The organism is Oceanobacillus sp. FSL K6-0127, assembly GCF_037983385.1.
Lineage (GTDB): Bacteria > Bacillota > Bacilli > Bacillales > Amphibacillaceae > Oceanobacillus > Oceanobacillus profundus.
Genome location: NZ_CP150287.1, coordinates 2,176,746 through 2,199,087 on the forward strand (window position 1 = coordinate 2,176,746; position 22,342 = coordinate 2,199,087).

Annotated in this window: 21 protein-coding genes and 1 riboswitch; of the genes, 13 read left to right on the forward strand and 8 right to left on the reverse strand. The window is 38.8% G+C overall.

The genetic code is table 11. From position 1 onward, the window contains the following. Nucleotides 1-131 precede the first annotated feature (131 nt). From MHH64_RS10955 to ytkD, 9 genes are all read left to right on the forward strand, one after another. Nucleotides 132-1,517, forward strand: a complete 1,386-nt coding sequence (locus MHH64_RS10955) for an isochorismate synthase (protein WP_340003216.1) — start codon at nt 132-134, stop codon at nt 1,515-1,517. Nucleotides 1,518-1,523: 6 nt separating this feature from the next. Beyond that, nucleotides 1,524-3,278: a 2-succinyl-5-enolpyruvyl-6-hydroxy-3-cyclohexene-1-carboxylic-acid synthase gene (gene menD, locus MHH64_RS10960; protein WP_340003217.1), complete on the forward strand. Its 1,755-nt coding sequence runs from the start codon at nt 1,524-1,526 to the stop codon at nt 3,276-3,278. A gap of 1 nt (nt 3,279) precedes the next feature. Next, on the forward strand, nt 3,280-4,086 hold the full coding sequence (menH, locus tag MHH64_RS10965) for a 2-succinyl-6-hydroxy-2,4-cyclohexadiene-1-carboxylate synthase (protein ID WP_340003218.1): 807 nt from the start codon (nt 3,280-3,282) through the stop codon (nt 4,084-4,086). A gap of 211 nt (nt 4,087-4,297) precedes the next feature. After that, nucleotides 4,298-5,116 (forward strand): 1,4-dihydroxy-2-naphthoyl-CoA synthase, encoded by an 819-nt coding sequence (menB, locus tag MHH64_RS10970; RefSeq protein WP_340003219.1) that lies wholly within the window; start codon nt 4,298-4,300, stop codon nt 5,114-5,116. A 117-nt stretch (nt 5,117-5,233) separates the two neighbouring features. Further along, entirely contained in the window at nt 5,234-6,673 is a 1,440-nt protein-coding gene (locus MHH64_RS10975; RefSeq protein ID WP_340003220.1) for an o-succinylbenzoate--CoA ligase, read from the forward strand. 79 nt (nt 6,674-6,752) lie between these two features. Beyond that, nucleotides 6,753-8,366 (forward strand): mechanosensitive ion channel, encoded by a 1,614-nt coding sequence (locus MHH64_RS10980; protein ID WP_340003221.1) that lies wholly within the window; start codon nt 6,753-6,755, stop codon nt 8,364-8,366. 95 nt (nt 8,367-8,461) lie between these two features. Then, nucleotides 8,462-8,782 (forward strand): hydrolase, encoded by a 321-nt coding sequence (locus tag MHH64_RS10985; protein ID WP_340003222.1) that lies wholly within the window; start codon nt 8,462-8,464, stop codon nt 8,780-8,782. Between the two features lie 154 nt (nt 8,783-8,936). Beyond that, a complete protein-coding gene (locus tag MHH64_RS10990) occupies nt 8,937-9,497 on the forward strand; it encodes a hypothetical protein (protein WP_340003223.1) in 561 nt (186 codons plus the stop codon). 286 nt (nt 9,498-9,783) lie between these two features. Further along, nucleotides 9,784-10,257, forward strand: a complete 474-nt coding sequence (ytkD, locus tag MHH64_RS10995; protein WP_095309155.1) for an RNA deprotection pyrophosphohydrolase — start codon at nt 9,784-9,786, stop codon at nt 10,255-10,257. 184 nt (nt 10,258-10,441) lie between these two features. On the opposite strand, the gene MHH64_RS11000 is transcribed toward ytkD, so the two are convergent. The 4 genes from MHH64_RS11000 to pckA all read right to left on the reverse strand — a co-directional run bounded on the left by MHH64_RS11000 (nt 10,442) and on the right by pckA (nt 15,021). Further along, nucleotides 10,442-11,242, reverse strand: coding sequence for an ABC transporter permease (locus MHH64_RS11000; RefSeq protein ID WP_095309153.1), 801 nt, complete (start codon nt 11,240-11,242; stop codon nt 10,442-10,444). Then, on the reverse strand, nt 11,235-12,032 hold the full coding sequence (locus MHH64_RS11005; RefSeq protein WP_118888818.1) for an ABC transporter ATP-binding protein: 798 nt from the start codon (nt 12,030-12,032) through the stop codon (nt 11,235-11,237). The genes MHH64_RS11000 and MHH64_RS11005 overlap by 8 nt, the downstream gene beginning before the upstream one ends. A 13-nt stretch (nt 12,033-12,045) precedes the next feature. Then, nucleotides 12,046-13,035: an ABC transporter substrate-binding protein gene (locus MHH64_RS11010; protein ID WP_340003224.1), complete on the reverse strand. Its 990-nt coding sequence runs from the start codon at nt 13,033-13,035 to the stop codon at nt 12,046-12,048. 399 nt (nt 13,036-13,434) lie between these two features. Further along, complete coding sequence (pckA, locus tag MHH64_RS11015) at nt 13,435-15,021, reverse strand: phosphoenolpyruvate carboxykinase (ATP) (protein ID WP_340003225.1); 1,587 nt, start codon at nt 15,019-15,021, stop codon at nt 13,435-13,437. 198 nt (nt 15,022-15,219) lie between these two features. Next, nucleotides 15,220-15,328: riboswitch (SAM riboswitch) on the forward strand. Nucleotides 15,329-15,535: 207 nt separating this feature from the next. On the opposite strand from pckA, the gene metK reads away from it, so the two are divergent. Both metK and MHH64_RS11025 read left to right on the forward strand, forming a co-directional pair. Beyond that, nucleotides 15,536-16,732, forward strand: coding sequence for a methionine adenosyltransferase (gene metK / locus MHH64_RS11020; RefSeq protein ID WP_251661357.1), 1,197 nt, complete (start codon nt 15,536-15,538; stop codon nt 16,730-16,732). 101 nt (nt 16,733-16,833) lie between these two features. After that, the gene (locus MHH64_RS11025; protein WP_251661355.1) at nt 16,834-17,274 is read left to right on the forward strand and encodes a DUF4181 domain-containing protein; all 441 of its coding nucleotides are present in this window, start codon (nt 16,834-16,836) and stop codon (nt 17,272-17,274) included. Between the two features lie 42 nt (nt 17,275-17,316). On the opposite strand, the gene MHH64_RS11030 is transcribed toward MHH64_RS11025, so the two are convergent. Beyond that, the gene (locus MHH64_RS11030) at nt 17,317-17,838 is read right to left on the reverse strand and encodes a gamma carbonic anhydrase family protein (protein ID WP_095309141.1); all 522 of its coding nucleotides are present in this window, start codon (nt 17,836-17,838) and stop codon (nt 17,317-17,319) included. A gap of 152 nt (nt 17,839-17,990) precedes the next feature. Here MHH64_RS11030 and MHH64_RS11035 point away from each other — a divergent pair, with 152 nt between their 5' ends. Beyond that, nucleotides 17,991-19,013, forward strand: a complete 1,023-nt coding sequence (locus MHH64_RS11035) for a tetraprenyl-beta-curcumene synthase family protein (RefSeq protein WP_095309284.1) — start codon at nt 17,991-17,993, stop codon at nt 19,011-19,013. Next, entirely contained in the window at nt 19,006-19,443 is a 438-nt protein-coding gene (locus MHH64_RS11040; protein WP_095309139.1) for a DUF1801 domain-containing protein, read from the forward strand. Before MHH64_RS11035 ends, MHH64_RS11040 begins: the two co-directional genes overlap by 8 nt. Before the next feature lie 55 nt (nt 19,444-19,498). Here MHH64_RS11040 and MHH64_RS11045 read toward each other — a convergent pair whose 3' ends face one another. The 3 genes from MHH64_RS11045 to MHH64_RS11055 all read right to left on the reverse strand — a co-directional run bounded on the left by MHH64_RS11045 (nt 19,499) and on the right by MHH64_RS11055 (nt 22,247). Then, nucleotides 19,499-20,257, reverse strand: a complete 759-nt coding sequence (locus MHH64_RS11045) for a hypothetical protein (protein WP_340003227.1) — start codon at nt 20,255-20,257, stop codon at nt 19,499-19,501. Next, the gene (locus tag MHH64_RS11050) at nt 20,247-20,603 is read right to left on the reverse strand and encodes a PadR family transcriptional regulator (RefSeq protein WP_118888843.1); all 357 of its coding nucleotides are present in this window, start codon (nt 20,601-20,603) and stop codon (nt 20,247-20,249) included. Before MHH64_RS11050 ends, MHH64_RS11045 begins: the two co-directional genes overlap by 11 nt. 549 nt (nt 20,604-21,152) lie before the next feature. Continuing rightward, nucleotides 21,153-22,247 carry an AI-2E family transporter gene (locus tag MHH64_RS11055; protein ID WP_095309133.1) on the reverse strand — a complete coding sequence of 365 codons (1,095 nt, stop codon included), beginning with the start codon at nt 22,245-22,247 and terminating at the stop codon, nt 21,153-21,155. Between the last annotated feature and the right edge of the window lie 95 nt (nt 22,248-22,342).

A 22,342-nucleotide genomic window follows, 5' to 3' on the forward strand; every position in this document is an offset into this window, starting at 1 on the left:
GGCATTCATTAAAGCTTGGTGAAAGTCAAGTTTTCTAACTAAATCTAGATGCTTTCCTTGAGAAACTGGCGAGCATAGCATAAAATAGAAAGGATGACACCTTTAAAGCATCATTGTGGAGGTTTATATAAATGATTGAAATAAAAGAGGATCAACTTGCATCATTGCTTAATGGAGCAATCGAGCAGCTTCAGGCAGAAGATGATCGTAGACTTGTTAGTTTTACTAAAAAAATAGCGACCACAAATCCGCTGCAGTTTTTTGAAGCGGCAAAGCATATTTTTGAAAATCGTACGTTTTGGACAAGCTCATCGCAAATGCTTTGGCTTACAGGCGTTGGCAATGCGTTTGAAATGGGAGCAGATAAATCTCGATTTGAAGTGATTGAAGCAGCTTGGAACAAGATGCTAAACGAAGCATATATCCATAATCCATACGAGGTTCCTGGAACCGGGATTGTTGCCCTTGGTGGCATGTCCTTTGACCCAATAAATGCGCAGACAGAATTATGGAAGAAATTTCGACCCAGTCAATTTAGAGTTCCTGAATTTTTACTTACAAAATATGATAGTTCGTACTATTTAACGATAAATGTATGTGTAAGAAAAAATGATCATGCGAAACAACTAGCTGAAGAACTAAGGCAGATTGAACAAAAATTGCTTCTGGGGCAGAAGGTTCCAGATGATATACTGCATATTGTAGATGAAAGCGAAATGGACCCTGAAAAATGGATGGATATTGTTCGACAGGCCACAGATGAGATTCGTAACCAACACGTGGAAAAAATCGTGCTTGCTCGTGAATTACGCCTTACATTCAACCGTCACGCTGAGATTTCATCGATTTTAAATAATTTATTACAGACACAGCCAAATAGTTATATTTTTGCGTATGAAATCGGGGATGATTGCTTTGTTGGTGCTACCCCAGAAAGACTTGTTAAAGTGGAGAAAAACAAGCTTTTATCAACTTGTCTGGCAGGAACTGCACCACGTGGCAAAACGGAAGAAGAAGACATGAAAATTAGTGAAGCGCTGCTGAATGATGAAAAAAATCGTCAGGAGCATGATTTTGTTGTGCAGATGATTAAGCATGGAATAAAAGACTATTGTACAGAGATGACGATTCCGGAAGTTCCAGTTGTTCGCCCTTTTAAAAACTTACAACATCTTTATACTCCGGTTACCGCACAACTAAGGGATGGCTTTACAATATTAGATATTATTAAGCAACTGCACCCGACTCCAGCGCTTGGCGGAAGTCCAAAAGCAGAGTCACTTGCATTTATTAGGGAGCATGAATTACTCGACCGTGGCTGGTATGGCGCGCCAATCGGTTGGATGGACAGCTCTAATAATGGAGAATTTGCGGTTGCAATTCGTTCGGCACTAATCCAAAAGAATCAGGCATCGCTTTTTGCAGGTTGTGGAGTAGTGAAAGATTCAGATCCACAAAGTGAGTATGAAGAAACAAAAATTAAGCTTCTTCCTATGCTTACCGTTTTAGGAGGATAAAAGTCAATGGATCATATTGAAAAATTAACACGTTATACAGCTAATGTAGTTGATGAAATTGTAAAAAGTGGAGTAATCGATGTGGTTATTTCGCCGGGATCGCGTTCTACTCCGCTTGCATTAACCTTTACAGAGCATCCTGATATCAAAGAATGGGTTATCGTTGATGAACGGTCAGCTGCTTTCTTTGCAATGGGAATTGCGAAACAATTGGATCGACCGGTTGCGCTTGTCTGTACGTCCGGTACAGCAGCAGCGAATTATTTTCCAGCAATTGTTGAAGCTTACTATAGTAGGGTGCCATTAATTGTTTTAACAGCAGATCGGCCCCATGAGTTGCGTGATGTTGGGGCACCACAAGCAATTGAGCAATTAAAGCTTTACGGAGACTATCCAAAGTGGTTTCATGAGATGGCACTTCCTGAAGCAACACCAAATATGCTCAGTTACGCACGTAATAAAGCGGCTCGTGCAGTGTATATGGCAAACGAGGGAAACCCAGGCCCTGTCCACTTGAATTTTCCGTTTCGTGAGCCGCTTACACCCGACTTTTCATTGGAAAACATATGGGAAAACCCTGATGCGACAGATGAAATGCAAACCGTTAATACTTTTATGGACGGTGAGAAGCGTTTATCCGAGCAGCAGATAGAACAGCTTGTTCAGAAACTGGCTAATGGAAAAAAAGGACTTATTGTCTGTGGTCCACAAACAGATAAGCGATTTGCACAAGTGATTACGGAACTCGCATTGAAATGGAGGCTTCCGGTTTTAGCCGATCCATTGTCTCAAGTCCGCGCTGGCAGCCATGAGAAGGATCATGTGATTGAAGCATATGATGCTTTTCTAAGAAACAAAACGATACGAGAACAGTTGGAACCTGATTATATTATCCGTTTCGGTGCAATGCCAGTTTCGAAGGCATATCTTTTTTATGTGAAAGAGCATGCACATGTGAAACAATACATTGTTGAGGGCAGCAGCGGTTATCGAGAGCCTGCGGGAAATAGGACGGAGTTTATCTTTGCTGATCCAGTAATGCTGTGTCGTGCAATACAAGCAACTTCATCTATAAATGAGGTGGAGTTGAGCTGGCTAAATCGTTGGCAGGAAATGAATCAAATTTCAAAGAAGCATCTTTTAAGCGGCAAGGAGTCACAGGTAACAGAGGGAGAGGCCGTACGTGGTCTTTGTGAAGTTATACCGGATCAAAGCACGCTATATGTAGGAAACAGCATGGCAATACGCGATGTTGACACCTTTTTTATGACAACACCGAAGCAGGTGCAGGTTCTCGCTAACCGAGGCGCGAATGGAATCGATGGAGTCGTATCTAGTGGTGTTGGAGCTGCTGCAACAGGGAGAACAGTGACACTCTTAATTGGTGATCTTTCGTTCTTCCATGACATGAACGGGTTGCTTGCAGCGAAGCACTACAAATTAAATATAACGATTTTACTTGTTAACAATAATGGTGGCGGCATTTTCTCGTTTTTACCACAGTCCAATGATAAGCGGCATTTTGAAGCGTTATTTGGAACACCAGTCAATATTGAATTTAAAAAGGCGATTGAAATGTATGGTGGTGAATATATGCAAGCAATGACAGAAGACCACTTGAAGGAGCTGCTTGCTGCAAGTTACCTGCATGAAGGACTTTCTGTTATTGAAATTAAAACAGATCGTACAGAAAATGTGACATGGCATCGAGAAAAATGGAATGCAATTGAAAAGGAAATCTTACAGGATTGGGATGGGTGAATTGTATCACACGATTGGTCAAGCAACGTATTGGTATGAAGTAGATGGAGAAGGGACCCCGATCGTCATGCTTCATGGATTTACAGGGAGCACAAAGACATGGCAGCATGTGAAAAGCGCCTTCGGATCAGGCTATCAAATTATCGCCATTGATCTGCCAGGGCATGGAAAGACACAGGCTTCCCACGTTAGAACAATGGAAATGTGCTGTACAGATCTACATACGTTATTTCAATTTCTTGGATTAGAAAAAATCCATTTAGTTGGTTATTCAATGGGAGGACGAACGGCATTATCCTATGCATTAAACTACCCTGCAATGATTCAATCGTTAATATTGGAAAGTGCTTCACCAGGCATAGCAGACGAATCAGAGCGACGTCTGCGAATGGAGGCTGATGAAAAGTTAGCCGAACGAATTGAGCGGGATGGCGTACAAGCATTTGTTGATTATTGGCAGGATATCCCATTATTTGTATCTCAAAAAAGCCTCCCGTCCAAAGTGCAGGAAGATATTCGGCGTGAGCGTCTTTCACAAACAACAGAAGGTTTGGCGCAATCATTGCGTGCAATGGGAACAGGGGCTCAAGAACCGTGGTGGAGTCATCTAGAAAGCTTTGAATGTCCAGTGAAACTGATTGTTGGAGAACTTGATCCAAAGTTTATTGCAATGAATAAAAAGATGCAGAAGCACTTAAAATCAAGTAAGATGAATATATGTGATAATGCTGGACATGCAGTTCATGTGGAAAAACCTGAAATCTTTGGTAAACTAGTAAGGAAGTTTATCGCGCATAACAGAATGTAATACGCCAACTTTAAGTGTTGGAGAGACAAAGCGTAAAAATGGTGGTAAAACAGCCCGTAAATTCCTGGCTCTGTTCAAGGATCTTTAGGTCGTACCTAGCATTTAGTAGGTGAAGGGTCCTTACTGAATGAAGGTTCACTTTATCGATTCGGTTACAGATTAAAAGGAAGGGATAAACACTTTTAGCAGTAATTTTCAAGGAGGATTTAATATGACAGTGCAGTGGGAAAAAGTAAGAGAATATGAAGAAATTATTTATGAAAAATATAATGGAATTGCGAAGGTCTCGATTAATCGCCCGCATAAGCGTAATGCATTTACACCATTAACCGTACAGGAAATGATTCATGCATTTTCGGATGCTCGTGATGATTCTGAAATTGGCGTTATTCTTTTAGCTGGTGAAGGAGATAAAGCATTTTGTTCAGGCGGAGACCAATCCGTTCGTGGACATGGCGGTTACGTTGGAACAGATACAATTCCACGATTAAATGTGCTTGATTTACAACGTTTAATTCGTACGATTCCAAAGCCGGTAATTGCTATGGTTTCAGGGTATGCAATCGGTGGCGGACATGTATTGCACGTTGTGTGTGATTTAACAATCGCTGCAGACAATGCAATCTTCGGCCAAACTGGTCCGAAAGTAGGAAGCTTTGATGCAGGATATGGCGCAGGCTACCTTGCGCGTATGGTTGGTCATAAGCGTGCTCGTGAAATCTGGTACCTATGTCGCCAGTATAATGCAGAAGAAGCATATGAAATGGGGATGGTGAATACTGTCGTACCACTTGAAAAGTTAGAAGAAGAAACATTACAATGGTGTGAAGAAATTTTAGAAAAATCACCGACAGCACTACGCTTCCTAAAAGCATCCTTTAACGCAGATACAGATGGACTTGCTGGATTACAACAGCTTGGTGGAGATGCTACATTGCTTTATTACACAACAGATGAAGCAAAAGAAGGACGCGATGCTTTCAAAGAAAAAAGAAAGCCAGACTTCAAACAGTTCCCGCGTTTCCCTTGATCGGTGTTTAATCGTACAAAACCTTTGCTTCTAATGGCAAAGGTTTTTCACTTTATGTGATAGAGGTTGTTCAGAGAGCGAAACATGCTGAAATAATGTAGTTAAGGAGAATGAAAAATGACGGATACGATTCCGCATTGGTTAACGAAACAAGCAGACTTATCACCAGACCATCCAGCAATTGAAATGGACGACGGTACGATGGTTACATTTAATGAGCTAAGAGAAAGCAGTCAGCGTTTTGCTCGAAAATTAACATATCTTGGAATTGAAAAAGGAAGTCATGTTGGGATCCTCTCCACGAATCAAATTCCGATGTTGAATGCGATTCATGCATTAAGCTATCTTGGTGCAGTTGGTGTTCTACTCAATACAAGACTGACGAATGATGAATTAAATTATCAGCTGAAGGATGCAAATGCTACTTTCCTTTTAACAGCAGATTCGTTAAAAGAGCAAGCTTCCATGCTGCAAGTAGAAAAAATCCATTCCTTTTCCGATATTGATGTATTGCCAGAGAAGAAGGCGATATTAGAGACCGAACTGAATTTAGATGCTATTTTTACAATTATGTATACATCAGGAACGACCGGGTTTCCGAAAGGTGTTGTACATACATATGGGAATCATTGGTGGAGTGCAATTGGCTCTGCTCTAAATCTTGGCCTTGACAAGCGTGATAAATGGTTAATTCCACTGCCGATTTTTCATGTGAGTGGTTTATCAACCTCGATAAAGAGTGTAATATACGGGATGCCGATTTACTTACTAGAAAAATTTGATGTGAAGGCAGTTCACTACGCATTAATGGAAAAGGGTGTGACAATTGTTTCGGTCGTTACAATGATGGTTCAACGACTCCTCGATGAGCTTGGCAAAGCAAGCTATCCGAAGGAATTACGTTGTATACTGCTTGGTGGTGGTCCAGCGCCAAAAGCTTTATTAGAGCGAGCAAAGGAAAAAAACGTGCCAGTTTTTCAGTCTTATGGCATGACAGAAACGGCTTCCCAAATCGTTACACTGAGTCCAACGGATGCTCTGGAAAAGCTCGGTTCTGCAGGGAAGGCATTATTTCCAGCCCAGCTTAAAATTGAAACACAAGCAGATGATTCAATTGGGGAGATTCTTGTAAAAGGTCCAATGGTGACCAAGGGATATTATCATAAGCAATCTGCAAATGAAGAATCGTTTCAAGCGGGATGGCTAGCGACAGGTGATTTAGGCTATTTAGATGAAGACGGCTATTTATATGTCGTGGATCGTAGAAAGGACTTAATTATTTCGGGTGGGGAAAATATTTACCCCTCGGAAATTGAAGGTGTTTTAAGTGGGATGAAGCAAATTAAAGAAGCCGGTGTTACTGGAAAATCGGACGACAAGTGGGGACAGGTCCCGATTGCTTTTATCGTGAAAGAGATGGATGTAACTATTGAAGAAATTAAAGAATACCTCCAAACACGTCTAGCTAAATATAAGCAACCGAAGGAGTTTTATTTTGTCAATGATCTCCCAAGGAATGCAAGCAATAAACTAGTACGTAACAAGTTAAACCATTAATTTACTAATAAAAGATTAGGTTTAAAGATTGCTCCCTTATGGTATATATTATTAAATTCTGGAAGGGAGCATTTGTTTTATGGATAACTTTATGGATCAGTATGTTACATCAAGCTTTATGCAGGGTTTACAAAATTTTGTTGTAGCTCTTATTATATTGCTGGTTGGTTGGCTTATTGCTAAAGCAATCGGAAATGCCGTTGAAAAAGCATGTTCCAAAACCGATTGGGACGATAAATTAATTCATAAGTTTCGTATGAGTGATAAAGAAATAAAATCAGAGAAGGTAATTGGGAAAGTCGTATATTACATACTTCTCTTGATTGTATTTATCTTGTTCTTTAATGTGCTTAATCTGAATATGATTGCAAATCCACTTTCTGACTTGATATCCACGTTCCTGAGTATAATCCCAGCAGTTTTAGCTGCAGCGTTAATTCTTCTGTTTGCGTGGATTATTGCTAGCATTGCTAGATGGCTTATTGTTCAGGGCAGTAAAAAGCTTAACTTGCAGCATCTGTTTTTCAAGTTGAAAATCGCAAAAACAGAATCGGAAATTAAAAAATATATAGATACACTCGGCAATATTGCCTTTTACTTATTACTATTACTTTTCATTCCAGGTGTACTGGATGCACTAAATATTCAAGGAGTTGCAGAGCCGTTTAGTGGGCTGCTATCTTCCATTCTTGTATTCATTCCAAAGTTAGTTGCTGCTGCAATTATTTTTGCTGTTGGTTGGTTTGTCGCAAAAATAGTGAAAAACATTGTTACAAATCTCTTTCTAGCTGTTGGTTCAGAGAAGCTAATGAATCGTTTAAAACTTTCCAGGCTTTTTGAAGGAACAAGCTTTGCAGCATTTGTAGGGCAAGTCGTATTTATTGTCATTATGATTCCAATTGCGATTGCTGCATTGGAACAATTAGAGCTAAGAGGTATTACGGACCCAGCAATTGCTATGCTGCATACGGTTATGACGATGATTCCGAGTATATTGATAGCCATTGCCCTCATTCTTGTAGGTATCTGGTTAGGAAAACTAATTGGTGGATTTGTTGAAAATTACTTACAACGTCTAGGTTTCAACCGGCTAGCTTCACAACTGCATATTGGTGGAAAAAGCATTTCTGACAACAGAATGACACCTTCAGCAATTGCAGGGTATATCGTACAAATTTTAATTGTCTTTTTCTTAACGGTCCAAGCACTAAATCTGATAGAGCTTCATTTCCTAGTGGGAATTGCAGCAGCAATAACAGCGTATTTACCGAATGTGCTTGCAGCAGTTCTCGTATTAGGTGTTTCGGTTATCTTAGCGAACATCGTTCAAAAAGTGCTGGTTAATCTACTTGATGGTCCAGCTGCTAACCTGCTTACTGCGTTTGCGAAGTATTCGATTCTTGTGCTCGCAGGATTTATGGCATTAACACAATTAGGGATTGCCTCAGCGATTGTGAATGCAGCGTTTATCCTTATTCTTGGTGGCCTTGCGTTGGCATTCGGACTTGCATTTGGTTTAGGGGGAAAAGACTTTGCTGCTAAGTACTTGCGCAAGTTTGATAAAACTATTGATGAAACGATTGTAAAAGAAAAAAGCAATCGTCAAGCAGAGGATGACATCGTAGATACAGAAGTTAATCCAACAAAATATACAGAAGGAACGATTGATGACGCCGATCCGGAGCGACCATAAGCTGGATTTCGAAGAGAACATCTGCACGTATTGGAGATGTTCTTTTTTTGTTTAATTTTCTTTAGATGAGACAAATTAATGGTAGGAGGTGTCTTATGGAAAAACAAAAGTATTATGTATGTATACCAGCAGGTGAAATTTCACAAGTACGTTATGGGAATAATGATGACTATACAATTTATGCTACAACAGAGGAAGTAACAATGCTGCGAGCAAAGCTAGATAATATGGATAAGGCTGGATTGGATACGTATGTACGTGCGCATGTACCAATCATGCTTTATCACAATGATAAATCGAATGACGCTTATGATGATAGCATGACAAAGGTTTTTGAAATGATTTATAAGCTTGGAGATGAACAAAGCCGCTCTCATATTGAAGGAATGGGAATTTTAGGAGATAATCATATGTAGACAAGCAATGGAATATAATTTTAAAAAGTGTCCTTTTCAACAGATTTTTTGAACAATCCAATAAATGTGTTTAGGCCTCTTGAAAAAAAGGAATAGTTTACCACGAAACATTTTTTCATAACTAATCTATTCATAAAACAGGGAGGCTTTTTATATGAGAAAAAAGCGGCATAGCGTATTAAAGTGGAGCTTAACCATTGCAATCCTTACATGTATTATTATGTTCGGTAATCCAATAGAAGTAGAGCATGTAAATGCTGAAAACCAACAGAAAATGATATCCTATCAAATGAAGGAGAAACCTATTGCCCAGCAGGAACCAACCTTAACACATGAGAATGTCGTTTCGCTGACCAATACATTTATGGATATTCTCGTTCAAGATGTGGATAACGATTATAGAGTTATCCGGTTCCAGACAAAAGATGAGTTATTAGGGGCATTTGAGCAAGTTACTACAAAAGAAGTAGCCCAAGACTATGTTGAATTTTATTACTTGGAAGAATCGGATGGGATGTATATTTTACCAACTGAAACGCCACCATGGTTTATAGAAGAAAATGATTATGATATGATACCAGTAGATGCTTCGACCGTTAAGGTTATACAGGAGAACACAACAGAACTTTATGGTGATTATAAGGTGGAGTTTGAATTTACCTATGATAACGGTTGGAAAATAACAGATGTTAACTATCATCAGTTTTACGTATAAACGTGTTCAAAAGAAGGATAAAAAGACCGGGGTCGGGTATAGTCCCGTCTTGGGACTGTAATTACTCGCCCCATCGAAAAGCTGTGTTGCAATGCTGGCACTAGCACATCCTATGCGTCGAAATTCGAGGAGACGAAGTAGCCGTACCGGGCTTACACAGGATGTTATGACTTCAGCGTTCGACACAACACAGAACGTGTCGGTTTTTAGTCGAGAGTCCTCTGTTCTCGATGTGTCATTTTTACCGGACTTTTGAACTTCGTACAATAGAAGGCAGTTGAATGACTTGATAACATTTAGAGACTACTACAACAATGAAGTGAAGCTTTCCTTTGACGATCATCCTTTTTCTCAGGAGCCTAAGCATGTGTGGGTAATTTGTAAATACAAGGGAAATTGGTTGCTGACGAAGCATCGGGAACGAGGATTGGAATTCCCGGGTGGAAAGGTAGAAGAAGGAGAAACAGCGTGTGATGCTGCTATTCGAGAAGTAAGGGAAGAAACTGGTGGTAAAGTTCAGGAGATAAGCTATATTGGTCAATATAAGGTGAATGGTCGGAAAGATATTGTCGTAAAAAATGTCTATTATGCGATTGTGGACGAGCTTAAAAAGCAAGAAACCTACTATGAAACAGAAGGGCCAGTTTTGTTAAAATTTATCCCGAATAGAGTAAAGCAAATGAAGAAATATAGTTTTATAATGAAGGATGGCGTACTGGAAAACTGTATGGATTATTTGAAACATCATAAAGTCAAGTAAAAGAAGATTAAATCAGATGGTTTGATCTTTTTTTTATAGGCAGATCTTATCTGCATTAGTGCAACTAAGACATTCGCCTAAAGCTTTGCACGCCAAAATATAAAGGGATTCTTAGAAAGCAAAATACACTTTCTAAGAATCCCTTTAACGAACCCAAAAAATAAGAAACACACAGCAAAACTTGCTATGTGTTTCGATTGCGAATTAACCATCGCTCTAATTTCTCCACAACCTTATACATAATAGCTGCCAGTATCGCAATAATAACGAGACTTGACATAACAAGGGTGAAATCAAATACTTGGAATCCGTAAATAATCAAATAGCCAAGTCCTTGCTTGGAAACAAGATATTCCCCAACAATAACACCTACCCAAGAAAGTCCCACATTTACTTTAAGGGTAGAAATCATTGCTGGCATTGCCGCTGGAAAAATTGCTTCCTTAAAACATTGCCATCTTGTTGCTCCAAAGCTTCGGAGCACTTTCTCATAATTTGGATCCACTTCGTTAAAAGCAGAGTAGACGACGAGTGTAGTGACAATAACAGAAATAATAAATCCCATTGCAATAATGGATAAATAACCAGGACCAAGTGCAACAATGAGGATTGGTCCCAATGCAACCTTAGGCATTGCATTTAGTACGACGAGATAGGGACCCATAATTTTAGCAAATCGTGCAGATGACCATAGTGAGATTGCAATGAGAATTCCACCTATTGTCCCTATAATAAACCCGAGAATGGTTTCAAACAAGGTTACTTGTAAGTGATTGAAAATCGAACCATTTGCAAATCGTGTGACAAGTAATTCAAATACGCTGCTTGGTGAACTGAAAAGAAGCGGATCAATCCAGTACAGGCGACTAGCAATTTCCCAAAGTGAGAAAAATGAAAGGAGAATGGTAAGCTGCCAAAAGAGCACTATCTTTTTCTCTCGTTTTAATCCACGTTTGTAATTTTCAAATAAGTGGTGATCATTCATCTGGAATATCCACCACCTTTTGCTGTGATTCTTTTGATTCAAGAGCATCCCATATTTTATCAAAGATAAGTTGATATTTTGGATGTCTTCTTACTAGAAATGGTACTTCATTGCGAAGCTCGATTGGAACTTCATAAGTTTTTGCGATGGATCCAGGATTGGCATTCATCATAAAGATTCGATCACTCATTGCAATTGCTTCGCCAATATCATGGGTAACGAGTATCGCTGTTTTATGATAGCTTTTTAACAAATCGGAAACTAAATCCTCTAAGTTAAGCTTTGTCTGGTAGTCCAGTGCAGAAAATGGTTCGTCAAGCAACAGAATCTTTGGATTATTAATCAGAGTGCGGACTAATGCTACACGTTGACGCATTCCCCCAGAAAGCTCACTCGGATATTTCATCTCAACATCCTTCAGTCCAACCTCTTTTAATAGCTGAATCGCCTTTTTCTTCAGTTCATCTGACAGCGTATGATTGACTTTCGGTCCAAGTAAGACATTATCCAGGATTGTTTTCCATGGGAATAAATAATCCTGCTGAAGCATATAGCCAATTTCCATCTCAGATTCGGCAGTTGATTTCCCTTGAAGTGAAACCGTACCTTCTGTTTGTTGGATAATCCCTGCAATAATGGATAAGAGCGTGGATTTACCACAGCCACTCGGACCAAGCAGGGAAATAAACTCACCTTCTTTAACCGCTATGGAAATGTTGTCAATTGCTTTTGTATAGCTTTCTTTAGAAAAGTAATGATGGGAGACATGGTCCAACGTCAGAAATGACACAAAATCTCCTCCTTTAATCAGACATAACTCTTTCAGCGTAATCTGTGTTCACTAAATCAGTGTATGGAACATCTGCTGGAAGCTCACCAGCTTCATCCATAATTGATTTTAAATTTTCCCATTCTTCTTCATCTAAAATTGGATCGACCGCGAAGGAATCCTGGCTTTTATAACGATCAATCGATGCAGCAAGCATATCCAGATCTGTGTCTTCAAAATAAGGCTCAATAACTTCAGCAATTTCTTCTGCACTGTTTTCCGCGACCCAGTCTTGAGCTTTATAAATCGCACGGGTGAATTTCTCAACTGCCTCGTCATTTTCTTCCATGAAGCTCTGTTTCGTCATGAATACCGTGTATGGAACTGTACCGGATTCTTCTCCAAAGGATGCAACAATATGTCCCTGACCTTCTTTCTCTAAAATACTAGCGGTCGGTTCAAATAGCTGGACATACTCATAATCACCAGATGAAAATGCTCCAGGGATATTGGCAAAATCAATATTCTGTACGAGATCTAAATCCGCATGTGGATCAATGCCATGATTCTTTAATACAAATTCACCAACCATCTGTGGCATCCCGCCAACACGCTGTCCTAAAAAGTTACTACCCTCTAAATCTTCCCACTCAAAATCAGGTTGTGGCTCCTTTGCCACTAAAAATGTCCCGTCTGTCTGGGTTAACTGTGCAAAGTTAATCGCATAATCTTTAGAGTCCTGTGCATACACATAGATGGAAGTCTCCGATCCGACGAGCGCGATATCCGCTCCACCAGAAAGAAGTGCCGTCATTGTCGTATCTCCACCCCATGTTGTCTGAAGTTCTACCTCCAGTCCTTCTTCCTCAAAAAAACCTTTCTCGAGCGCTACATATTGTGGTGCATAAAAGAGGGAGCGAGTGACCTCTGCTAAGCTGATTTTAGTTGTCTGCGCTGAATTACAAGCAGAAAGGAAAATGAGGAAAACAACTGTTACAACAGCAATCAATTTAATTTCTCTCATACGTTTCGTTCCTTTCAGAATACGTGATCATTTATCAACACAGTTTATGCGAAACTGGAAAATGTGTGAATGCCTAGTTGAGGTGAGGGCGAGAGGGAATAGTAAAGGTTTTGAAACTGCAGATTTAAGTATAGTGGTGCGGGAATTTAAGGTTACAGAGCCTTAGTGCATGGGTCTGGACTAATAACCTGGGCAATAGAATAGCGTGTGTAAAATGGAGCAAAAATCCGAAATATACAGTTATAGTCAAAGGGGGAAATCGATCTATCGGTTATAAGTAAAAATTGGAGGGAGGAACATAAAAAGCCAGCCCATAAAAACAGGCTGGCTATCAGCATGTTGCTGATACTGACTCCACTCATATAAATAAAATCCTTTTGGGATGAGTAAACAGAATTATTACCCTTGGTAAACCGGGCCGGCTTCTTTAATTGCATCACTTGCATTATTGAATTTCTTGAAATTCTCATGGAATTTTAATGCTAGTGATTTTGCCGTCTCCTCATATGCTGTTTGATCATTCCATGTTTTTTTCGGAATGAGTACTTCATCTGGAACTCCTGGAACATGCATTGGAATTTCTAATCCGAAAATTTCATCTTTTACAGTTTCCATTGAATTCAGCTCGCCTTCTAGAGCAGAGTGAATCATTGCACGCGTATAGGATAGCTTCATACGGTTTCCAACACCGTAAGATCCGCCAGTCCAGCCAGTATTAACTAAGAACACATTTGAATTGTACATATCAATTTTTTCACCTAGCATTTCAGCATATTTTGCTGGTGCCAAAGGTAGAAAAGGAGAACCAAAGCATGCTGAGAAAGTTGCTTGCGGTTCTGTTACTCCGCGCTCTGTACCTGCAAGTTTGCTCGTATAGCCGCTTAGAAAATGATACATTGCTTGTTCTTTCGATAATTTACTGATTGGCGGCAGTGTCCCAGAAGCATCCGCTGTTAAAAAGATGATTGTATTTGGATGACCAGCAACGCTTGGTGACACAATGTTATCAATATTCTCAAGCGGGTATGCAGCACGCGTATTCTCTGTTAATGTCGTATCATCATAATCAGGAATTCGTGATTTTTCATTTAAAACGACATTTTCGAGTACAGAACCATAGCGAATGGCATTGAAAATTTGGGGTTCTTTTTCCTCCGATAGGTTAATACATTTTGCATAGCATCCACCTTCAATATTGAACACGCCATTCGGGCTCCAGCCATGCTCATCATCTCCAATTAGACGGCGGTAAGGATCAGCGGATAATGTTGTTTTTCCTGTGCCGGAAAGGCCGAAGAACAGGGCTACATCACCTTCTAGACCAACATTTGCTGAGCAATGCATGGACAAAACATCTCGCTTTGGCAGCAAGTAGTTCATCACTGAGAAGATAGATTTTTTTATTTCACCGGCATATTCAGTACCTCCAATTAAAACAACACGTTTCTTAAAGGAGATTAAGATAAATGTTTCCGAATTTGTTCCATCGACAGCTGGATCTGCTTTGAAATTTGGAGCAGAAACAACAGTAAACTCTGCTTGGTGATTTTCTAACTCTTCATCTGTTGGCGTGATAAACAATTGACGTGAGAAAAGATTATGCCATGCGTATTCATTGATGACTTGAATTGGCAGGCGATAATTTTTATCCGCACCAGCAAACCCTTGAAACTGATAAAGTTCATCTTTTTCTTTTAAATAATCTATTACTTTTCTGTAAAGATTATCAAATACTTTTTCTTCGATTGGACGGTTTACCTTTCCCCAGTCAACAAAATCTGCACAAACCTCATCTTTTACAATAAATTTATCTTCGGGAGAACGCCCAGTATATTTTCCAGTAGTTGCTCGAATTGCACCCGTAGAAGTAAGACTTCCTTCTTGATAACGTAAAATTTTTTCTACTAATTGTGCTACCGACAAATTAATATGCATATTATTGTGTTCATTTAACTCTTTAATTAATGATCTCTCCACCGTTTTCATGTCATTATCTCCTGCCTTTTTAAGGATTTTATACGTTTATGACAACTTTTATTTTCTTAAGATGCTTATTAGTATAACACATTTATATTATTAGTCCATACTATTTAAAAATAAATTATAAAAAATATATAATAGCCCACCATCCGAAAATAGTTGACACCTACAGCTACTTTCGTTAATCTAAAGGTTGAACGGATACTCTTATTCAGAGTTGGTGGAGGGACAGACCCGATGAAACCCAGCAACCATCACATGATGTGAATTGGTGCTAACCTGATGCAAGGAACACTTCCTTGAACAATAAGAGCGAAAGGCCAGTATACCCTTTCCTCATGTCTTTGAAGGAAAGGCTTTTTTGTTTTTTATAGAGAAGTTATATATAAAATGATATTCATAGAAAAGCGATTGACCTGGTCAGTGGGAAAAGTTTTACCTTTTGAAGGTACTTTGAATAATATATGTAGAACATTTAAATTAGAGATCCGTAACATACAATAAAGGAGAGTTTAGCCTAATGGCTGTAAATCGACGTTTATTTACTTCAGAATCAGTAACAGAAGGTCATCCAGACAAAATGTCAGACCAAATTTCAGATGCTATCCTAGATGAAATTTTAAAAAAGGATCCGAATGCACGAGTTGCGTGTGAAACAACTGTAACAACTGGATTAGTGTTAGTAGCGGGGGAAATTTCGACAAGCACATATGTAGATATTCCTGCTATTGTAAGAGAAACGATAAAAGGAATTGGCTATACTCGAGCTAAATATGGTTTTGACTCGGAAACATGTGCTGTAATGACGGCAATTGATGAGCAGTCAGCAGATATTGCTGGCGGTGTTGACACCGCACTAGAAGCACGCCAAGGAAAAATGAGCGAGGATGAAATTGATGCAATAGGTGCTGGAGATCAAGGGTTAATGTTTGGTTTTGCTTGTGATGAAACCGAAGAGCTTATGCCACTACCGATTTCATTAGCGCATAAATTAGCGAAGCGCCTTGCTGATGTAAGAAAAGAAAAAATTGTAGATTACCTGCGCCCGGATGGGAAAACACAGGTTACTGTAGAATATGATGAAAATGATCAGCCTATCCGAATCGACACAATCGTTATATCTACACAGCATCACCAAGATACCACTACTGAACAAATTGAAAAAGATATGATTGAGCATGTGGTTCGTGCCGTTGTACCTGCTGATCTCTTGGATGAAAACACAAAGTATTTCATTAACCCAACTGGTCGTTTTGTAATTGGGGGACCACAGGGGGATGTAGGACTTACTGGTCGTAAAATCATCGTAGACACATACGGTGGGTATGCACGACATGGCGGTGGAGCATTTAGTGGAAAGGATGCAACGAAAGTAGATCGCTCTGCTGCATATGCAGCTCGCTATGTTGCAAAAAACATCGTTGCTGCAGGTCTTGCGAAGTCATGTGAGGTTCAATTGGCGTATGCAATTGGTGTAGCAGAGCCTGTATCCATTGCGATTAATACATTTGGTACTGGAAAGGTAAGCGAGGAAACACTTGTAGCTGCGGTTCGCAAATTATTCGATCTTCGCCCAGCAGGAATTATTCGGATGCTCGACCTTCGTCAGCCAATATTTAAAAACACAGCAGCATATGGTCATTTTGGTAGAACGGATGTTGCATTTTCATGGGAAAAAACAGATAAAGTTGATGAGTTAATCGCATTGACAAAATAATATTATAGCTGTACAGCTCTTATTGAGTTGTGCAGCTTTTTGTTTAGCTGATGGAGTTTGGGCTAGCATACGATTTATAATCTAGAAAGAGAGGAATGCTCATGTACTATTATGAAGATAATAGTGGTCTACTACTGGATATTGTCATATTAATAGGTGTGCTTTCACTTATTATTTTTATATTTAATTCGATCATGAGAATATTATTGCACGTGAAGCGTCCAAAATGGTTTTCTAATAATTATGTGAACGATATACATGAAAAGTATGATAAAAGGTTACGATTAATAGCTGTCATTGCATACATAGGTGCTGGATTTTATTTCATTTATACAACTATTTCCTCGAGTTCTGATGTTACGCTGTATTTATTTTTACTTGGCATGATCTTCACTGGTATACAGGAATTGTTTCGAGCATACATGGAGTGGAAATACCTAGAAGGGAAAAATGATTATCTATTTACGCTCAGTCAAGTTATATTTATTTCCACACTTGTCATTGTAGCGTTGAGGTCTGAGTTCTTTGGTCTTTTAGGGTGATAAACAGAGGAGCTTGATCTATTATTTCAAGCCCCTAACTGATTAATGTCCCATATTTGTATTTTCCTTATAATATTTACCTTTTTCTACATAAGATGTACGAACCCGTTCCATTTCCGCATAATCTTTTTCAGATAGCTCGCGTACAACCTTTGCCGGTCTCCCCATTACTAAAGTGTTAGGAGGTACTTTCTTTCCGGGTGGCACAAGACTTCCTGCACCAACGAATGCATTTTCTCCGATTTCCGCACCATCCAAGATAATCGATCCCATTCCAATTAAGGCATTTTTCCGAACGATAGCAGAGTGTAAGGTAACTTGATGACCGATTGTGACATCATCTTCAATGAGAAGTGTCTTATTTGGGCTTTGATGCAGCATACAAAAATCCTGGATGTTAACCCGTTTCCCAATTCGAGTTGGCGCAACATCACCGCGGATAATTGCTTTAAACCAAACACTAGATTCCTCATCAATCGTAACGTCTCCATTTATTACAGCATCTTTTGCAATAAAAGCAGTTTCGTGAATGGTTGGATAAATATTTTTGTAAGGCTCAATCATGTTTACATCCCCTTGTTTTTTGTTTTCCTATTGTATATGATGCTATAATTAGTATAGCAAATTTCACCAATTGGAATGGAGGAAATAGATTGACAAAGGTACCAAAAAATGCGATTACATTACTAAGAATCGTGTTTAAACGAATCTTTCCAATGGTTGATGAGGAAATGAATTACTGGAAGCGTAGAGCAGAGCAGATACCGAATGATGAGTTGCGCACCCAAGCTCTTGCTAGCATAAAAGATAAACGATTTCACTGTCAAGGTGGAAGTGTTTATGCACTGCTTGCTGGAGAAAGAGAGAAAAAAGCAGTTCGTTTTATTGTTGCGTATCAAACAATTAGTGATTATTTGGATAATCTTTGTGATCGAAGCACTTCGCTTGATCCTAAGGATTTCCGTATGTTGCATGAAGCGATGAAGGATGCTTTAACGCCTATGAATCCAATGAAAAATTATTATGAACTGCGAGATGATCAAGCTGATGGAGGCTATCTTGCGGAGTTAGTTCAAACATGTCAAGAAACATTAAGAGATGTAGCATCCTTTGAACAAATCCAGAATCAGCTTCTCAAACTCCAAGGATTATACGCAGATTTACAGGTTCATAAGCATGTACAGTTAAGAGAAAGAATTCCACGGTTAACGTCATGGTTTGAAAAAAATAAAGATACGAATGAAAATCTCTCATGGTATGAATTTTCTGCTGCGAGTGGTTCAACCTTGGGAATTTTTTGTCTTGTATCTTACGGACTTGGCGGAAAACTCAAATCAAATACAGCGCAAGCTATTTATGATGGCTATTTTCCTTACATGCAGGGGCTGCATATCTTGCTTGATTACTATATTGATCAACAAGAGGATCGTGACGAAGGAGATCTTAACTTTTGTAGTTATTATGAGGATTGGAATAAAATGAAAGAGCGTTTCCTTTATTTTATTAAACAGACAAAAACAGATGTACGCGGGTTGCCAGATCGGAAATTTCATGAAATGATCCATCAAGGCTTAATTGGCCTATACTTAGGTGATAAAAAAGTAAAAACAATTCCATATAGTGATAAAATGCGAAAGGCTTTGCTGCAAGCCGGAGGAGTTACTGCTAAAATGTTTAATTGGAATATTCGTATGTATTATAAAGCAGAGGGAAAGAGAGGGGAAATGAAAGATGTATGAGCAAAAAATGAAAGAAAATGATCGAGATGTTGTGGCATTTATTGAGGATATTGACAATGCCAAAAAGCGAGAGGATGCTTATAAGCTGCTTGAAATTTTTACAGAAACAACTGGATATCCGGCTAAAATGTGGGGAACAACCATTATTGGATTTGGTTCCTATCATTATAAATATGCATCTGGTCATGAAGGAGATGCGCCATTAGTCGGATTCTCGCCACGCAGGGCAAAGCATAGTTTATATTTTGCAGCCGGTGATGACAGAAGAGAGGATCTGCTGACAGATTTCGGAAAGCATACAACCGGAAAAGCTTGTGTGTATATTAATAAACTTGCTGATATTAATGTGGATGTTTTGAAAGCATTGATCAATCAATCTGTGGAGTTTTTACAGGAGAAATATCCAAATGAAGCAGGGGAAGATGCGTAACATAAAGAAGGGAATTACCAAGTCAGAGAATAATCGGTAATCCCCTTTATGTGTGTTAGGCTTTTGCCAGTTTACTTGAGATCCAAAGATAAATGAAAATGCCGCCAAATGTAATACAAGTGCCTGTAATTAATCGGGCAGATTCTGTTAATGATGTAAAGCCGAGCAGATAATCTGGCAGGGAAACGAAAGTTAAAACAATTGGAAGTACCCAGGTTTTAGACCAAATGGAAATCCCAATTATAAAAATCAATGTTACGATTGCAATGATAATGGTTCCAATCATGCCAAAGCTAATGACTGGTGTCGTAACATGCTGGTTAAGGAAAATCAGACCGATAAAAAGGGCCATCGGTAACAGTGCAACTGGATAAAGTATAGCAAATTGTTTTCCGGTAGACAGGTTTTTTCCAGCAATATACCGAAATGCAAGTGAAATGCTTGTTAAGAATAAGATGGCTATGATAAGAAATCCGATAATCTCTAAAAGGGAGTAAGCAAGCGTTCCTTCAAATAAATCTCTGACAACTGTGAACGAAAAAGCACCAAATAGAATCATTGGAATATACTTCATCCAAGCTTTAAGGTCAATTGGCATTTCGCTAGCAAGTTGTTCCATGTATGCTCTAGGCGATTGACCAATAATATGTTCAATTGATTTCCCATCTTTCTCTGCTTGCATTAAATGATCCTCTAATTCCTCGACGATTTCATCAATTTCTTTTTCCTTTTTCCCAGTTGAAAAAAGGTAAACGCGAAGGTTTTCTAAAAATTGTTTGCTTTTTTTGGATAGCGGTACGTTTTTAGGCATCATGTTTAATCTCCTTTTCCTTTTTCGTTTCATGTTTTAAGACATGGTTAACGTTCGTCTGTAAGTTCTCCCATCTTTCTATAAAATCTTGCAATTCTTGTTCTCCGTTTTCTGTCAGGCGATAATATTTTCGTTTCGGTCCTGCTGTGGACTTCTTTAATGTAGAGGTTACTAATTTTTCTTTTTGCATGCGTAATAATAATGGGTAGATTGTACCTTCACTGAAGTTAGAGAAACCATATCCTTCCAATTTTTCAGCTAGCTCATAGCCGTAGACTTCTTTGTTTTTAATGATGGCGAGTATGCAACCATCTAAGATCCCTTTCATCATTTGGGTTGTCGACACAATAATCAAACCTCCCTTATCATGTATAACAAGATATTTGTTTTCTGGAATATTAGTCTTGTATTACAAGGTATATGCTTAGTATATGTTTTATTACCTTGTAATGCAAGTGTTATTGTCTATTTATTAAAAACTAGAAGTACTTGATTATCTTGTTCAACAACTATAAGTATTTTAAACCAGGTGTAGTGATGAGTAGCCGGGTGAAGAGATATTCAATTTATACGGTAACTCAAAGTCAGCATGAAGACCTGATTATAGAAGGAGTGGTGTTATTCGGTCACTGAAGTCGAGTCCAAATGTCCAGGAATAGCGGAGCATCATGAATTACTATCAAATTGATTTTTGATTAATCTTAATTTAGAGCAGGTAAGTACAAATCAGAGTTTTAATAAATCTAAAACTGATAAACCAGCAATGAAGAGCAACAAAAATAGCCCGCGCATCCATGCAGCGATCAAATTGTCTGTTGGTCACCTTTCATGTGACGGGAATCCTTAAAAAAACCGCAGAGAAAATTAAATTTCTCTGCGGTTTTGAGGAAGTGAAACGTTATATCAATGCATCTTCCTTATCTTTCTTAGAATCCCGATACGTATTATAGAAGTGCATAATGATTGTCCGTAGTAATGCATAGAACGGTACCGCGAACAAAATACCGAGGAAGCCTGCAATGCTTCCGGCAGCAAGGATAACTGTTATCACCGTTAACGGGTGCAATTGCAATACTTGTCCCATTACATTAGGTGAGATGACTGAACTCTCAATTTGCTGGGCGATGAACATAATTAACGAAATCCAAATTAGATTCATCGGATCCTGAAATCCACCTACGATTAATGCGGGAATAACAGCTAGATACGGACCGAGAAAAGGAATAACATTGGTAATCATCCCAAAAAGGGCAAATGCTAGAGCGTACTCCAACCCGATAATGAGATAGCCAATTAACAGCAATACTCCTACAAAGAAACTAACAAGTAACTGTCCTTGAATGAACGAAGATAAAACCTTATCCATCTTAACGAGTAAACTGCTAACATTCGCTGCTTTTTTCTTACTAAATACTTGTGTGATAAAAGGAATTAATTTATCCCCATCCTTCAGCATGAAGAAAAGGAAAAACGGAATAAGTACAATTCCCATTGCAATTGAAACAACTTGCCCTAAAAAGCCACCAATAAAGCTTGGGATATTATTTGCTATCCCTTCCAAATGTGTTGGGAGGTCAGCGACGAAGTCATTAATCATCGAAACTGCCTGCTCTGGAATAGCTTCATAGTTCTTTTGTACCCACTGAATTGTTTCTTCAGCAAGTTTTACCATTTGTGGTATGCTGTCAATCATTGTAGAGAACTGATTCTGCGCAATCGGCCAAATGAAAATAATGAATAACGTTGCAATTAAGATAAGTGTTAAGTACACAAATATAATCGAAAATATTCTATTTATTTTTAGACGCATGAACAAATGCATTAATGGCTTCGTTAAATAGTACAAAATTCCAGCGCCAATGATTGGGAGTGCAACAGCACCAATCAATCTAATAACAGGAAAAAAGATGAAATGTGTAATTGAAACAAGCCAGATTAAGAGAAAAAGCATAATTAAAAAAAGCATTACTTGAAACCATCGTTTATGAACCAATCAATATCACTACTTTCGACCATTTTTATTTCTATTTTACATGGAGAGGAAGATAATAGAAAGTATTTTGATACAATTGTGCCAACAATATTGCC